The 14,917-nt window shown below is 72.0% G+C and carries 12 protein-coding genes and 1 tRNA gene; 9 read left to right on the top strand and 4 right to left on the bottom strand.

Annotated elements, in window-relative coordinates; translation table 11 throughout:
- The first annotated feature begins 2 nt into the window (after positions 1-2).
- On the top strand, positions 3-971 hold the full coding sequence (locus tag HBO46_RS14275; RefSeq protein ID WP_166140532.1) for a zinc-binding dehydrogenase: 969 nt from the start codon (positions 3-5) through the stop codon (positions 969-971).
- On the top strand, positions 968-1,651 hold the full coding sequence (locus tag HBO46_RS14270; RefSeq protein ID WP_166140533.1) for an SDR family oxidoreductase: 684 nt from the start codon (positions 968-970) through the stop codon (positions 1,649-1,651). Before HBO46_RS14275 ends, HBO46_RS14270 begins: the two co-directional genes overlap by 4 nt.
- Positions 1,652-1,669: 18 nt before the next feature.
- On the opposite strand, the gene HBO46_RS14265 is transcribed toward HBO46_RS14270, so the two are convergent.
- From HBO46_RS14265 to HBO46_RS14255, 3 genes are all read right to left on the bottom strand, one after another.
- A complete protein-coding gene (locus tag HBO46_RS14265) occupies positions 1,670-2,275 on the bottom strand; it encodes an acetoacetate decarboxylase family protein (protein WP_166140534.1) in 606 nt (201 codons plus the stop codon).
- A gap of 20 nt (positions 2,276-2,295) precedes the next feature.
- Positions 2,296-2,472 carry a DUF6104 family protein gene (locus HBO46_RS14260; RefSeq protein ID WP_166140535.1) on the bottom strand — a complete coding sequence of 59 codons (177 nt, stop codon included), beginning with the start codon at positions 2,470-2,472 and terminating at the stop codon, positions 2,296-2,298.
- Between the two features lie 74 nt (positions 2,473-2,546).
- Positions 2,547-6,284, bottom strand: coding sequence for a multifunctional oxoglutarate decarboxylase/oxoglutarate dehydrogenase thiamine pyrophosphate-binding subunit/dihydrolipoyllysine-residue succinyltransferase subunit (locus tag HBO46_RS14255; protein WP_166140536.1), 3,738 nt, complete (start codon positions 6,282-6,284; stop codon positions 2,547-2,549).
- A 201-nt stretch (positions 6,285-6,485) separates the two neighbouring features.
- Between HBO46_RS14255 and HBO46_RS14250 the strand changes: the two genes are divergently transcribed.
- A complete protein-coding gene (locus tag HBO46_RS14250) occupies positions 6,486-7,190 on the top strand; it encodes a hypothetical protein (protein ID WP_166140537.1) in 705 nt (234 codons plus the stop codon).
- An 8-nt stretch (positions 7,191-7,198) separates the two neighbouring features.
- Entirely contained in the window at positions 7,199-8,107 is a 909-nt protein-coding gene (locus HBO46_RS14245; protein WP_166140538.1) for an LCP family protein, read from the top strand.
- 95 nt (positions 8,108-8,202) lie between these two features.
- Here the strand turns inward: HBO46_RS14245 and HBO46_RS14240 are convergent.
- Positions 8,203-8,275: transfer RNA gene (locus HBO46_RS14240), tRNA-Arg, on the bottom strand.
- Between the two features lie 82 nt (positions 8,276-8,357).
- Here HBO46_RS14240 and argS point away from each other — a divergent pair.
- Genes argS through thrB form a run of 5 tightly spaced genes read left to right on the top strand, consistent with a single transcriptional unit; the run spans position 8,358 to position 14,756 of the window.
- Complete coding sequence (gene argS / locus HBO46_RS14235) at positions 8,358-10,037, top strand: arginine--tRNA ligase (protein ID WP_166140539.1); 1,680 nt, start codon at positions 8,358-8,360, stop codon at positions 10,035-10,037.
- A 4-nt stretch (positions 10,038-10,041) separates the two neighbouring features.
- The gene (lysA, locus tag HBO46_RS14230; protein ID WP_166140540.1) at positions 10,042-11,439 is read left to right on the top strand and encodes a diaminopimelate decarboxylase; all 1,398 of its coding nucleotides are present in this window, start codon (positions 10,042-10,044) and stop codon (positions 11,437-11,439) included.
- Positions 11,439-12,767 (top strand): homoserine dehydrogenase, encoded by a 1,329-nt coding sequence (locus HBO46_RS14225; RefSeq protein ID WP_166140541.1) that lies wholly within the window; start codon positions 11,439-11,441, stop codon positions 12,765-12,767. Before lysA ends, HBO46_RS14225 begins: the two co-directional genes overlap by 1 nt.
- A gap of 5 nt (positions 12,768-12,772) precedes the next feature.
- Entirely contained in the window at positions 12,773-13,843 is a 1,071-nt protein-coding gene (thrC, locus tag HBO46_RS14220) for a threonine synthase (protein ID WP_166140542.1), read from the top strand.
- A 4-nt stretch (positions 13,844-13,847) separates the two neighbouring features.
- On the top strand, positions 13,848-14,756 hold the full coding sequence (gene thrB / locus HBO46_RS14215; RefSeq protein WP_166140543.1) for a homoserine kinase: 909 nt from the start codon (positions 13,848-13,850) through the stop codon (positions 14,754-14,756).
- Positions 14,757-14,917 lie beyond the last annotated feature (161 nt).

Genomic DNA, 14,917 nt, shown 5'->3' with positions numbered 1-14,917 from the left:
CCATGTTTGCCGTCTACGCCGATGAGTTCTCCAACGACGACCCGGTCTCGGTCCTGAAGGTCGGCGAGCGCCCCGACCCGGTCGTCCCCGACGGATGGGCGCGGGTGAGCGTCCAGGCCGCCTCGCTCAACCACCACGACCTCTGGTCGCTGCGCGGGGTGGGGCTGCGCCAGGAGGCGCTGCCGATGATCCTGGGCTGCGACGCGGCCGGGTACGACGAGGACGGCAACGAGGTCGTCGTGCACGCGGTGGTCAACGACCCGTCCTGGACCGGCGACGACACCCTCGACCCCAAGCGCTCCATCCTCTCCGAGCGGCACCAGGGCACGTTCGCCGAGACAGTGGTCGTCCCGCGCCGCAACATCGTGCGCAAGCCGGCCACGATGTCCTTCGAGGAGGCGGCCTGCCTGCCGACTGCCTGGCTGACCGCCTACCGGATGCTGTTCACCCAGGGTGGGCTCAAGGCCGGCGACACCGTGCTGGTGCAGGGCGCGGGCGGCGGCGTGGCCACCGCGCTGATCAGCCTCGCGCGCGCCGGCGGCCTGCGGGTCTTCGCCACCAGCCGCGACGAGGCGAAGCGGGCGCGGGCCCTCGAGCTCGGCGCCCACGAGGTCTTCGAGTCCGGCGCGCGGCTGCCGATCAAGGTCGACGCCGTGATGGAGACCGTGGGGCGTGCGACCTGGTCACACTCGATCCGCTCGCTGCGCCCCGGTGGCGCCATCGTCATCTCCGGCACCACCTCGGGCGCGCAGCTCGACGATGCCGAGCTGACCCGGATCTTCTTCCTCCAGCTGCGGGTCGTCGGCTCCACGATGGGCACCCGCGAGGAGCTGGCCGCCCTGGTCAACCTCTGCGACGCCACCGGGGTCCGCCCGCTGATCGACCGCACGCTGCCGATGACCGAGGCCCGCGAGGGGTTCGCCGCCATGGCCGCGGGCGACCTGTTCGGCAAGGTCGTGCTGACCCGATGAGCGCCCGGCACCTGCTGACCGGTGCCGGGTCCGGCATCGGCCGGCTGCTGGCCGAACGTCTGGCGGCCCGGGGCGACGAGCTCGTGCTCGTGGCCCGTTCCGCGGAGCGCGCCGCGGACCTGCGGGCCGCGGTGCCCACCGCCGAGGTGCTGGTCGCCGACCTGGCGGACCCCGCGTCCGTCGAGGGGCTCGCCGGGTCGCTGCCCGACTCGCTGGACTCGGTGGTCCACGCAGCGGGCGTGGTCGAGCTCGGCGAGGTCGGTGAGCTCACGGCCGGCGCCTGGCAGGACACCCTCGCGGTCAACCTCGTCGCGCCGGCCGTGCTGACCCGGATCGCCCTGCCGGCGCTGCGGAGCGCCCGCGGCACGGCCGTCTTCGTCAACTCGGGCTCGGGGCTGCGGGCCAACCCGCACTGGGCGGCGTACTCGGCCTCGAAGCACGGGCTGCGCGCGCTCGCCGACGCGCTGCGCGCCGAGGAGCAGGAGCGCGGGGTGCGGGTCTCCTCGATCTACCCGGGACGCGTCGCCACCGCCATGCAGGAGGAGGTGCACCGCCAGGAGGGGCGTGACTACGACCCCGGCGCCTGGATCGACCCGGGCACCGTCGTCGACGCGATCCTCCACGTCCTCGACCTGCCCGGCGACGCCACCCTCACCGACCTCACCCTCCGCCCCCGCTGACCCCCGCCCCTCCGCGGGTCAGGCGAAGGACATGCGGAAGTCGGTCATGCGGAACGACGCGAGCTGGCGGGCGCCGGCGAGCCAGCCGAGGGGACCGTCGGTGGCGAAGTCCCACTGGGCGCGGCAGGGCAGCGCCTTGGCCGAGCCGGTCAGCTGGGCGGTGCGCTCCTCCCCGTCCGTGTCGGGGATCCCGGGCTGCCAGGTGCCGCCGCGGAACGGCGTACGCAGGGCGAGGCCCGAGACGTCACCGAAGCGCGCCTGGACGATCGGCTGGTGGCCGGTGACGGCGCTCCACTCCGTGTGCGAGATCGGGCCGCGCCGGACGGTCGAGGAGGAGAGCTCGGCGAGCAGCTTCGGGATCGCCCAGAGCTCGCGTCCGCCGGCCACGGAGGCGGGGGAGTCCACCCAGATGTCGGAGATCGACACCCGGCGACCCTGGGCGTTCGCGACCTGCCGGGCCACCAGCAGCTCGGAGTAGGTCAGCGGGCTGCCCTCCTCGTAGCGCACGAACGCCACGCCGTGGACGCCGGCGGGGCGCAGGTCGTCGACGGGAGCGGGCACGCGGAACAGCGTGAGCCACAGCTGCCCGACCATGTCCCAGGGCGCGTCGGGGTACGTCGTCATGCGGGCACCCTAGACCGCGCTCAGTCGTCGGGGTCGTCGAGGCGCGCGAGCCAGGTCGCGAAGCGCTCGACGGCGGTCTCGAACTCCGGATGGGTGTCGGTGAACTCCTGGAGCCGATCGGCGAGCCAGGCCAGCGTGACCTCCTCGTCGCCCCGGCGCCTCTCCAGCTCCTCGATGCCACGGTCGGTGAAGTACATCCTCGATCCTCCTTGAAAAGGCGTATGGCCCACCGTGCGCGGAGCACGGCGGGCCATACGAGGGTTGGAACCGATCAGGCGAACGCCCGGCCCAGCAGGTCCTTCTGCTCGGCCTGGTGGCGCTTGACGGTGCCGACGGCCGGCGAGGAGGACTCCACGCGGGTGACCGGGACGACCGTCGCGTCCAGCTCGGGCACCACGTTGAGCGCGTAGTGCGGCCACGGGCCCATGTTGTGCGGCTCGTCCTGGACCCAGCGCACCTCCTTGAGGTGGGGGTAGCGCGCGATCTCGGCCTTGATGTCGTCGAGCGGGCGCGGGTAGAGCTGCTCCACGCGACCGATCGCGAAGCGCTCGCCGTCCTCGCGCTTGGCCCGCTCCACCATCAGGTCCCAGGTCACGCGACCCGAGCACAGCAGGAGGGTGTCGACCTTGTTGGGGTCGGCGCTCTCGTCGGCGATGAACGGGCGGAAGGTGCCGGTGGTGAAGTCCTCCGGCTTGGAGGCGGCCTCCTTGCGCTTGAGCATCGACTTCGGGGTGAAGACGATCAGCGGGCGGTGCTCCTCACCGAGGGAGTGCTGGCGCAGCAGGTGGAAGTGCGACGCCGGCGTGCTCGGCTGGGCCACGACGAAGGCCTCGTCGGCCGCCATCGTGAGGAACCGCTCGATGCGCGCGGAGGAGTGGTCGGCACCCTGGCCCTCGTAGCCGTGGGGCAGCAGCAGGACGACGCCGGACTGCTGGTTCCACTTGCTCTCGCCGGAGCTGATGAACTCGTCGATGACGGTCTGCGCGCCGTTGACGAAGTCACCGAACTGCGCCTCCCACAGCACCAGGGCGTCGGGGCGGGCCACGGAGTAGCCGTACTCGAAGCCGAGGGCGGCGTACTCGCTGAGCAGCGAGTCGTAGACGTGGAACTTCGCCTGGTCCTCGGTGAGCGCCGAGAGCGGGGTCCACTCGTCGGCGTTCTTGCGGTCGATGATCGTCGCGAAGCGCTGCACGAAGGTGCCGCGGCGCGAGTCCTGACCGGCCAGACGCACCGGGCGGCCGTCCATCAGCAGCGAGCCGAAGGCGAGGATCTCGCCGGTGCCCCAGTCGATGTTGCCGTCGGTGATCGCGGTGGCACGACGCTGCAGCTGCGGCATCACCTTCGGGTGGACGGTGAAGCCCTCCGGCGGGGTGACGTAGGCGTCGGCGATCCGCTTGAGGTACTCCGCGGGGACCGCCGTGGCGGCCTTGCCGACCGACTTCTCCGGGTAGTCCGGGACCGTCGTCCACTCCGCCGGCGGCTCGGTGGTGGCCTGGCGGACCTCGGTGAAGACCCGCTCCAGCTGCTGCTGGTAGTCGCGCAGGACCTGCTCGGCCTCCTCGATCGTGATGTCGCCACGACCGATGAGGGACTCGGTGTAGAGCTTGCGCACCGAGCGCTTCTGCTCGATCAGGTCATACATCAGCGGCTGCGTGTACGACGGGTCGTCGCCCTCGTTGTGACCGCGGCGGCGGTAGCACACCAGGTCGATGACGACGTCCTTGTTGAAGGCCTGGCGGTACTCGAAGGCGAGCCGGGCGACGCGGATGCACGCCTCCGGGTCGTCGCCGTTCACGTGGAAGATCGGCGCCTGGACCATGCGGGCCACGTCGGTGCTGTACAGCGTCGAGCGCGAGGAGCCCGGCGAGGTGGTGAAGCCGACCTGGTTGTTGATGACCACGTGGATGGTGCCGCCGGTGCGGTAGCCGCGCAGCTGGGAGAGGTTCAGCGTCTCCGCCACCACGCCCTGGCCGGCGAAGGCCGCGTCGCCGTGCACCAGCAGCGGCAGGACGGGGTAGTCCATCCCGCGGTCGAGCACGTCCTGCTTGGCGCGGGCGATGCCCTCCAGGACCGGGTCGACGGCCTCGAGGTGCGAGGGGTTGGCTGCGACGGAGACCTTGACGGTCTCGCCGGAGTCGGCCTCGAACTCGCCGTCGGCGCCGAGGTGGTACTTCACGTCGCCGGAGCCCTGGACGGTGCGCGGGTCGATGTTGCCCTCGAACTCCCGGAAGATCTGGGAGTACTTCTTGCCGACGATGTTGGCCAGCACGTTGAGGCGACCGCGGTGGGCCATGCCGATCGCGACCTCGTCGAGGGACGCCTCGGCGGCGGCCTCGCAGATCTCGTCGATCAGCGGGATCGTGGTCTCGCCGCCCTCGAGGCTGAAGCGCTTCTGGCCGACGAACTTGGTCTGCAGGAAGGTCTCGAAGGCCTCGGCCTGGTTGAGCTTCAGCAGGATGCGCAGCTGCTCCTCGCGGGGCGTCTTCACATGCGGGACCTCGATGCGCTCCTGGATCCACTGGCGCTGCTCCGGGTCCATGATGTGCATGTACTCGATGCCCGTGGTGCGGCAGTAGGAGTCACGCAGGATCCCCAGGATGTCGCGCAGCTTCATGAAGCGGCGACCCTCGGGACCGAACGCGCCGGTCGCGAACTCGCGGTCGAGGTCCCACAGCGTGAGGCCGTGCGACTCGATCTCGAGGTCGGGGTGGCTGCGCTGGCGGTACTCCAGCGGGTCCGTGTCGGCCATCAGGTGGCCGCGGACGCGGTAGGAGTGGATCAGCTCGAGGATGCGCGCCTGCTTGGAGATCTCGTCGTCGTGCGACGCAGAGATGTCGTGGCTCCAGCGGATCGGCTCGTAGGGGATGCGCAGCGAGCGGAAGATCTCGTCGTAGAAGCCGTTCTGGCCGAGCAGCAGGCCGTGCAGGATCTTGAGGAACTCACCCGACTGCGCCCCCTGGATGACGCGGTGGTCGTACGTCGAGGTCAGCGTCATGACCTTGCTGATCGCGTTGCGCGCGATCGCCTCGGCCGAGGCGCCCTGCCACTCCGGCGGGTACTCCATCGCGCCGACGCCGATGATGGCGCCCTGGCCCTTCATCAGGCGGGGGACGGAGTGGCTGGTGCCGATGCCGCCGGGGTTGGTCAGCGAGATCGAGGTGCCCTGGAAGTCGGCGACCGTGAGCTTGTTGTCGCGCGCCTTGCGGACGATCTCCTCATAGGCGGTCCAGAAGCCGGCGAAGTCCATGGTCTCGGCGGCCTTGATGGCCGGCACGAGCAGCTGGCGGCTGCCGTCGGGCTTGGGCACGTCGATGGCGAGGCCGAGGTTGATGTGCGGAGGCGTGATCAGGTTGGGCTTGCCGTCCACCATGTCGAAGCCGACGTTCATCTCCGGCATCTGCTTCACGGCCTGCACCAGCGCGTAGCCGATCAGGTGGGTGAAGGAGACCTTGCCGCCGCGAGCGCGCGCGAGGTGGTTGTTGATGACCGTGCGGTTGTCCCACAGCAGCTTGACCGGCACCGAGCGGACCGAGGTCGCGGTCGGGACGGTCAGCGACTCGTCCATGTTCTTGACGGTGCGGGCCGGGGCGCCGCGCAGCACGGTGTACGTCGGCTCGTCGCTCGGCGCGGCCGGCTCGGTCGGGCGCGACTCCTTGGGGACCGGCTTCGAGGTGCCCTTCGCCGGCTCGGCGGCCTTCGCCGCGGGGCGCGGGTTGGCGACCGGGGCGGGCTTGGTCTCGGCCTTGGACTCCGAGGTGGAAGGGGCCTTCGCGGGGGCCTGGGCCGGCGCCTTCGCCGGGGCGGCGGCCTGGGGCCTGCTCGGGGAGCTCTTCGTGGCGCCGTTCTTGCCGTTCGCCTTGAAATAGCTCACCCACGTCGCGTCGACGCTGCTCGGGTCCTTCTGGTATCGGTCGTACATCTCCTCGACGAGCCACTCGTTGGCGCCGAAGTCATCGGCCGAGGGTTCGTGGGAGCTGGTGGGAGTCTGGTTGCCTGAGGACTGCGGCACGACTTGCTTCGCCTCTTCCGATGAGCGCGCGTGGGTGGGTTTCCGGGTGTCAAGGCTAGACCCCCGGGGGGCGCGGTGCAGCGTTGAGGACCACCTTTCGGTCCGGGTGTTGCCGGCCGCACACTCCACCGAGCCTGACAGGCCCGCGGGAACGCCGGCTGGATGCGACGCGGGTCCGGCCGTCTCGGTAGAGTCCGCGCGGTGATTCGACGAGCACGATCCACCACGAGCCGCCCCGCGACCCGCGTCCGACGACTCGCCGCCGCCGCGGTCAGCGCGGCCCTGGTGCTCGGCCTCGGCGCCTGCAGCGGGGACGACGACGAGCCGGACGAGCGGGACTCCAGCCCCTCCGCCGCGGGCGACGCGCCCGTCCCGACCCGCGTGTCGATCGGACGGGTGGCCGGCGAGCTGGACGCGCGGCGCCGCGCCGAGGTGAAGGCGTCGGTCGCCGAGGTGGTCGACGGCTGGATCGACGCCGCGTACGTCGGGGGCGAGTGGCCGCGTGGCGACTTCGCCGACTACTCCGACGCGCTGCGCGACTTCACCCCCGACACGAAGCGCCGGGCCGCGCGCGATCGCCGGCTGCTGACCAACGTCGCGATCGGCGACCGGGTGGAGTCGGTGCAGGCGACGCGACGGGTGCTCCAGATCGACGTGCTCGCCCCGGGCGGCCGCCCGGTGGGCGCCACCGCGCGGGTCCTGGTGCGCTTCCGCACCGACGGTGACGTGCGCCGCGTGGACCTGGTCCGCGGTCGCCTGATGCTCACTCCCACGAAGAAGGGCTGGAAGGTGTTCGGGTACGACGTGTCGCGATCGACGCTCACGCCGGGGGACAAGCCCGGTGAGAAGAGCGACAGGGGCAACGAGAAGACCGGCACGACGAACGGCAAGGGGGAGCGGCGATGAGGGGCCTGATGCGCACCCGTCTCTCGCGGGGCCTGCGGGCGCTCACCCTGGGCGCGGTGCTCGCGGTCTCCCTGGTGCTGGTGCCGGACTCCTCGGTGCACACCCGTGAGGTCGAGCTGGTCAAGGTGGACCGCGGGGGCGCGGTCGACGTCGACCCGGAGACGGTCTGGATCCTGGCGCTCGGCTCGGACATGCGACCGGGCGAGGACATGCTGCGCACCCGGGCCGACGCGATCCAGCTGGTCGGCATGAACACCCGCACCGGGGCGGCCACCTCGATCGGCATCCCGCGCGACTCCTGGGTCCCGATCCCCGGGTTCGGCTCCAACCGCGTCAACGCCGCGCTGACCTTCGGCGGACCGCAGCTGATGGGGGAGACCGTTGGCAACCTCGTCGGCATCCAGCCGGACTACGTCTTCGTGACCCGCTTCCCGTTCTTCGAGGACATGGTCGACGACATCGGCGGCATCACGGTCGACAACCCGTTCTACTTCAACGACGAGTACCTCAAGCCGAAGGGGTTCAAGGCCGGCAGGGTCAAGCTCAACGGCTACGACGCGATGGCGTTCGCCCGGATCCGCAAGACCCTGCCGAGCGGCGACTTCGGCCGCTCCGCCAACCAGCAGCGGGTGCTGCGCGGCATCCACAGCACGGTGCGCGCCCGCGCCGAGGAGCCGGGCTTCATCGAGCGCGGGGTGCTGAGCGTGCTCCAGCACATGCACACCGACCTCCCGCCGGCGGAGCTGTTCCGGCTCGGCCAGGCGGTCGCCGCCGTCGACCCGGCCAAGGTGAGCACCTGCGTGCTCCAGGGCTCCATCGGCAACGTTGGCAGCGCCTCCGTGGTGCTCCCCGACGTCGCGACCGCCCGCCGCTACGGCGACGACGCGCGCAAGGACGCCACCATCGATCGCTGCTGAGCCGGGTGCCGGCTCGGCCTGGGGTGGCGGACCTCACGGAGCCCCGGACATGCGAAGAGGCCCCGACCAGAACTGGTCGGGGCCTCTTCGGTTTGTGCCTCCGGCAGGATTCGAACCTGCGGCACCTGGTACCGGAAACCAGTGCTCTATCCCCTGAGCTACGGAGGCAGCGCATCGGGTGATGCGAGTCGGGACACTACCCGCCGAACCTGCCTGAGCGGAAACCGGGACCCGCCGATACCCTTGGAGGGTGACTCCTGACCAGCTCTCCTCCAGCATCGTCGACGCCCTTCGGACCCTCGTGGAATCCGGTTCGGTGTCGCTTCCCGACGGGGTACCCGGATCGGTGACGGTGGAGCGACCGCGTCAGCAGGGGCACGGCGACTACGCGACCAACGTGGCCCTCCAGCTGGCGAAGAAGGCCGGCACCAACCCGCGGGCGTTCGGCGAGCTGCTCGCCGAGCAGCTGCGCACGGTGGACGGGATCGACGCGGTCGAGGTCGCGGGCCCCGGGTTCCTCAACATCACCGTGGGCGCCGCCGCCCAGGGTGTCGTCGCCGCCCAGGTCGTGGCCGAGGGCGCGTCGTACGGCACGACCCAGACGCTCGCCGGCAACAAGATCAACGTCGAGTTCATCTCCGCCAACCCCACCGGCCCGCTCCACCTCGGCCACACCCGCTGGGCGGTGCTCGGCGACGCGATCGGCCGCGTGCTGTCCGCGGCCGGCGCCGACGTGACCCGCGAGTTCTACATCAACGACCGCGGCGTGCAGATGAACCACTTCGCCGCCTCGATCCTCGCCGCGGCGCTGGGCGAGCCCACCCCGACCGACGGCTACGCCGGCGCCTACATCCAGGACCTCGCCCGCAAGGTCGGCGAGGCCCAGCCCGGCATCTATGAGCTTCCCGCCGCCGAGCGCCTCGAGGCGGTGCGCGAGAAGGGCTACGAGCTCCAGCTCGCCGAGCAGCGCGAGCAGCTCGACCTGTTCAACACCCACTTCGACGTGTGGTTCTCCGAGCGCAGCCTGCACTCCGGCGGCGAGGTCCCGAAGACCCTCGAGCGGCTCAAGGGCCTGGGCCACGTCTTCGAGGACGGTGGGGCGCTGTGGATGCGCACCACCGACTTCGGCGACGACAAGGACCGGGTGCTCATCAAGTCCGACGGCGAGCTCACCTACTTCGCCTCCGACACCGCCTACTACCTCAACAAGCGCGCCCGTGGCTTCGACCACTGCATCTACCTGCTCGGCGCCGACCACCACGGCTACGTCGGCCGGCTGCGGGCGATGGCGGCGTGTGTCGGTGACGACCCGGACAAGACCCTCGATGTGCTGATCGGGCAGATGGTGAAGATCCTGCGCGACGGCGAGGAGATGCGCCTGTCCAAGCGCGCCGGCACGATCGTCACGCTCAACGAGCTGGTCGAGGAGATCGGCGTGGACGCGCTGCGCTACTCCCTCGCGCGCTACCCCGCGGACAGCCCGCTGACCCTCGACGTCGCCGAGATCACCCGGGCCTCCGCCGACAACCCGGTCTACTACGTGCAGTATGGCCACGCGCGGACCTGCCGGATGATGGAGAACGCCGCCCAGCTCGGCATGAGCATCCCGGCGGACCCGACCGAGGGCTTCGACCCCTCGCTGCTCAGCCACGAGTACGAGGGCCGGCTGCTGCGTGCGCTGGCGGAGTTCCCCCGGGTGGTGGCCAGCGCGGCCGAGCTGCGCGAGCCGCACCGCGTCGCGCGCTACCTCGAGGACATGACCTCGGTCTTCAACAAGTGGTACGACACCCGCGAGTGCCGGATGCTGCCCCAGGGCGACGAGCCGGCCGGCCCGGTCAACCAGGCCCGCCTGGTGCTCGTGGCCGCCACCCGCACGGTGCTCGCGAACGGCCTCGCCCTGCTCGGCGTCTCCGCCCCGGAACGGATGTGAGGGAGTGACCCACGAAGCAGGGTGGGCGCACGCGCCCGGTGCCCTGCGCGGTCCCTCCTGGCTGCGCCCGCCCGCCGACGCCAACGAGCTCGTCGCTCCGCTGTGGTCCTCGACGGCGCGCAAGGTCGACGGCGTGCTGGAGATCGGCGGCGTGGCCCTGCCCGACCTGGTCGCCCGGCACGGCTCCCCGGCGTACGTCCTGGACGAGGCGGACTTCCGGGCCCGCGCCCGCGCCTTCCGTGACGCGTTCGCGGCCTACGACGTCTACTACGCCGGCAAGGCGTTCCTCAGCACGGCGGTCGCCCGCTGGGTGGCCGAGGAGGGCCTCTTCCTCGACGTGTGCAGCGGCGGCGAGCTCACCGTCGCCGAGCGCGGCGGGGTCCCGATGGAGCGCGTCGGGTTCCACGGCAACAACAAGTCCGTCGCCGAGCTGACCCGCGCCGTGCGCCTGGGCGTCGGGCGGATCATCGTGGACTCCTTCACCGAGATCGAGCGTCTCGCCGCGATCACCGAGGAGCTCGGCGCGAGCGCCCGGGTGATGGTGCGCGTGACCGCCGGCGTGGAGGCGCACACCCACGAGTACATCGCCACCGCCCACGAGGACCAGAAGTTCGGCTTCTCGATCACCTCCGGCGACGCCCTCGAGGCGGTACGCCGCGTGCTCGCGGCCCCCGGTCTCGAGGCGCGCGGCCTGCACAGCCACATCGGCAGCCAGATCTTCGACTCCTCGGGGTTCGAGGTCGCCGCGCGCCGGGTGCTGGCCCTGCACGCCCGGATCGCCACCGAGCTCGGTGTCGCGCTGCCCGAGATGGACCTCGGCGGCGGCTTCGGCATCGCCTACACGACCCAGGACGACCCCACCCGGCCCGAGACGCTGGCCGCGGAGATGAGCCAGATCGTGACGCACGAGTGCCGTGCGCTCGGGATCGCGGAGCCGCACCTGTCCATCGAGCCGGGGCGCGCGATCGTCGGACCGGCGATGTGCACGGTCTATGAGGTCGGCACCGTCAAGCAGGTGCACCTCGACGGCGGTGCGGTGCGCACCTACGTGTCGGTCGACGGCGGCATGAGCGACAACATCCGCACCGCGCTGTACGACGCCGACTACTCCTGCACCCTCGCCTCCCGCGCCTCCATGGCGCCGGTGACGCTGGCGCGGGTCGTGGGCAAGCACTGCGAGGCCGGCGACATCGTGGTCAAGGACGAGTTCCTGCCCGCCGACGTCGCCCCGGGCGACCTGCTCGCGGTGCCCGGCACCGGGGCGTACTGCCGCTCGATGGCCTCCAACTACAACCACGCGCTGCGGCCCCCGGTGGTCGCTGTGCGGGACGGGTCGGCGCGCGTGGTCGTGCGCCGCGAGACTGAGGACGACCTGTTGGCAACCGACGTGGGTGATCAGTGATGGAGTTTCGACAGGCTGACCGGAGGGGCGAGGCCCTGAAGGTGGCCGTGCTGGGCTGCGGCTCCGTGGGCTCGCAGGTGGTGCGTCTGCTCCAGGAGCAGGCCGAGGACCTGACCGCCCGGGTGGGCGCGCCGGTCGAGCTCGTGGGGGTGGCGGTGCGCCGCCTGGACGCCCCGCGCGAGATCGAGGTCCCCGCGGACCTGCTCACGACCGACGCCCACGCCCTCGTGGCCCGCGACGACGTCGACCTCGTGGTCGAGGTCATCGGCGGCATCGAGCCGGCGCGCTCGCTGATCCTCGCCGCGCTGGCGAACGGCGCGAGCGTCGTGACCGCCAACAAGGCGCTGCTCGCCGAGGACGGCCCGACGCTGTTCGAGGCCGCCGCCAAGGCCGGGCGCGACCTCTACTACGAGGCCGCCGTCGCCGGCGCCATCCCGATCCTGCGTCCGCTGCGCGAGTCGCTGGCCGGCGACCGGGTGACCCGGGTGCTCGGCATCGTCAACGGCACCACGAACTTCATCCTCGACAAGATGGACAGCTCCGGCGCCGGGTTCGAGGACGCGCTGCAGGAGGCCCAGGAGCTCGGCTACGCCGAGGCCGACCCGACCGCCGACGTGGAGGGCTTCGACGCCGCCGCCAAGGCCGCGATCCTCGCCTCGCTGGCGTTCCACTCCCGGGTCACCGCCGCCGACGTCCACCGCGAGGGGATCTCCGAGGTCACCTCGGCCGACGTGGCCTCCGCGCGCGACATGGGCGCGGTCGTCAAGCTGCTCGCGATCTGCGAGCTGATCCCGGTCGAGGGCGGCGACGACGCGGTGTCGGTGCGCGTGCACCCCGCGATGATCCCGCGCTCGCACCCGCTCGCCTCGGTCCGCGAGGCCTACAACGCGGTCTTCGTCGAGTCCGACGCCGCCGGCCAGCTGATGTTCTACGGTCCCGGCGCCGGTGGCGCGCCCACCGCCTCGGCCGTCCTCGGCGACCTGGTGACGGTCGCGCGCAACCTGCTCGCCGGCACCCGCGGCGCGGGGGAGTCGGCGTACGCCGACCGCGCGGTGCTCCCGATGGGGGAGGCCTGCACCCGCTACCACGTCGCGATCGACGTGGACGACCGCGCCGGCGTGCTCGCCTCGGTCGCGACCGCCTTCGCCGACCACGGCGTCTCGATCCAGACGGTCCGCCAGGAGGGCCGTGACCTCGACGCCCAGCTCGTCGTGGTCTCGCACGAGGCGACCGACGCGCAGCTCTCCGCCACCGTGGAGACGCTGCGCGGCATGGACATCGTCAGGGACGTGACCTCAGTGATGCGGGTCGAAGGAGAAGCAGAATGACCACCATGGCAGCAACCCACCAGTGGCGCGGCGTCATCGAGGAGTACCGCGACCTCCTCGACATCCCGGAGGGGACCCCCGCCGTCACGCTGCGTGAGGGCGGCACCCCGCTGGTGCACTCCGAGTGGCTCTCCGGGCTCACCCAGGGTGAGGTCTGGCTCAAGGTCGAGGGCTCCAACCCGACCGGCTCCTTCAAGGACCGCGGCATGACCGCGGCGATCTCGGTGGCCAAGCACGAGGGCGCCCAGGCGGTGGTCTGCGCCTCGACCGGCAACACCTCCGCCGCGATGGCCGCGTACGCCGCCAAGGCCGGCCTCAAGCCGCTCGTCCTCGTCCCCGAGGGCAAGATCGCCGCCGGGAAGATGGCGCAGGCCATCCTGCACGGCGCCCAGGTGATCATGGTCCGCGGCAACTTCGACGACTGCCTGGCGATGGCGCGCGGCCTGGCCGACGAGTACCCCGTCGCCCTGGTCAACTCCGTCAACCCGGTCCGCCTCGAGGGGCAGAAGACGGCGGCGTTCGAGATCGTGGACTTCCTCGGCGACGCGCCCGACTACCACCTGCTCCCGGTGGGCAACGCCGGCAACATCTCCGCCTACTGGCTGGGCTACAACCAGTACGCCGCCCTCGGCCGGTCGACCCGCAAGCCCGTGATGCGCGGCTTCCAGGCCGCCGGTGCCGCGCCCCTGGTCAACGGCGCGCCCGTGCCGGACCCGGAGACCAAGGCCACCGCGATCCGGATCGGCAACCCCGCCTCCTGGCACCTCGCCGAGGCCGCGCGCGAGGAGTCCGGCGGCTGCTTCGAGTCGGTCACCGACGAGCAGATCCTCGCCGCCCAGCGTGAGCTGGCCTGCCACGACGGCGTCTTCGTCGAGCCCGCCTCGGCGGCCGGCGTCGCCGGGCTGCTCCAGCAGCTCGCGGCCGGGGTCTCCTACGCCGACGCCCGGGTCGTGATCACGGTGACCGGCCACGGGCTCAAGGACACCGCCACCGCGCTCGAGGGCTTCGGCCCGCTCGTCGACACGGTTGTCGACGCCGACGTCACCGCTGCGGCCCAGGCCGCAGGCCTCGCCTGAGCGCGTGGTGACCTTCGTCGAGGGCCCCGTGCGGGTCTCGGTGCCGGCGACCTCGGCCAACCTCGGCCCGGGCTTCGACGCCCTCGGTCTCGCGCTGGACCTGCGTGACGAGCTCGAGGCCGAGGTGGCTGAGTCGGGCCTCGTGGTCGAGGTCGAGGGTGCGGGCGCGGACGGCGTACCGCGCGACGAGTCGCACCTGGTGGTCCGCGCCATGCGCGCCGCGTTCGAGGCGATGGGGACGCAGCCCCCGGGCCTGCGCCTCTCGTGTCGCAACCTGATCCCGCACGCACGCGGCCTGGGCTCCTCCTCCGCCGCGATCGTCGGTGGGGTCACCCTGGCCCGCGCGCTGGTCGCGGGCGGCTCGCTGCTGCTCGACGACGACGCGCTGTTCCGCCTGGCGGCCGACCTGGAGGGCCATCCCGACAACGTCGCGCCGGCGTTCTACGGCGGGTTCGTGATCTCCGGGCACGAGGACGGTGCCTTCTGGGCCGTCGCCTCGGCGGTCGACCCGCGGGTCTCGGCGGTGGTGTTCGTGCCCGCCGACGGCGTCACGACCTCCGTCGCCCGCGGCCTGCTGCCCGCGATGGTCCCGCACGCCGACGCGGCCGCCGACGCCGGGCGCGCCGCGCTGCTGGTCGCGGCCCTCGCCGGCCGCCCCGAGCACCTGCTGCTGGCGACCCGCGACTACCTGCACCAGGACTACCGGCGCCCGGCGATGCCGGCCTCGCTCGACCTGGTCGACCGGCTGCGCGCCCGCGGGATCCCGGCGGTCGTCTCGGGGGCCGGGCCCACCGTGCTGGCCTTCTGCGGGGGGCGCGAGGTCCCGGCGACCGACGAGCTGCTCGCCTGCTGCCCGGAGGGCTGGACGGTGCAGCACCTGGCCGTCGACACCGAGGGCGTCCGGACCGTCTGAGCCGCTCCGGCGCACTCTCGGTGGGGCGCAGGAACGCGGTGGTACCCTGACCGCGCGCCGCTCTTGTACGGCGTGGCAGCCGCGACCTCCCCGAGGGGAAGCACCGCGGGTGCGACCCTCTCCGAGTCTCCGCGGTTCGAGCCGCACCCGGGTCCTGTGAT

The organism is Nocardioides ochotonae (genome assembly GCF_011420305.2).
In the GTDB taxonomy this organism is placed as follows: domain Bacteria; phylum Actinomycetota; class Actinomycetes; order Propionibacteriales; family Nocardioidaceae; genus Nocardioides; species Nocardioides ochotonae.
The sequence above is the reverse complement of the archived record's forward strand: the minus strand, read 5'-3'. Positions and strand labels throughout refer to the sequence as shown.

Coding starts and splice junctions, on each gene's coding strand:
- HBO46_RS14275 (WP_166140532.1), top strand. CDS start 3: ATGTTTGCCGTCTACGCCGATGAGTTCTCCAACGACGACCCGGTCTCG.
- HBO46_RS14270 (WP_166140533.1), top strand. CDS start 968: ATGAGCGCCCGGCACCTGCTGACCGGTGCCGGGTCCGGCATCGGCCGG.
- HBO46_RS14265 (WP_166140534.1), bottom strand. CDS start 2,275: ATGACGACGTACCCCGACGCGCCCTGGGACATGGTCGGGCAGCTGTGG.
- HBO46_RS14260 (WP_166140535.1), bottom strand. CDS start 2,472: ATGTACTTCACCGACCGTGGCATCGAGGAGCTGGAGAGGCGCCGGGGC.
- HBO46_RS14245 (WP_166140538.1), top strand. CDS start 7,199: ATGCGCACCCGTCTCTCGCGGGGCCTGCGGGCGCTCACCCTGGGCGCG.
- HBO46_RS14225 (WP_166140541.1), top strand. CDS start 11,439: ATGGAGTTTCGACAGGCTGACCGGAGGGGCGAGGCCCTGAAGGTGGCC.
- thrC (WP_166140542.1), top strand. CDS start 12,773: ATGGCAGCAACCCACCAGTGGCGCGGCGTCATCGAGGAGTACCGCGAC.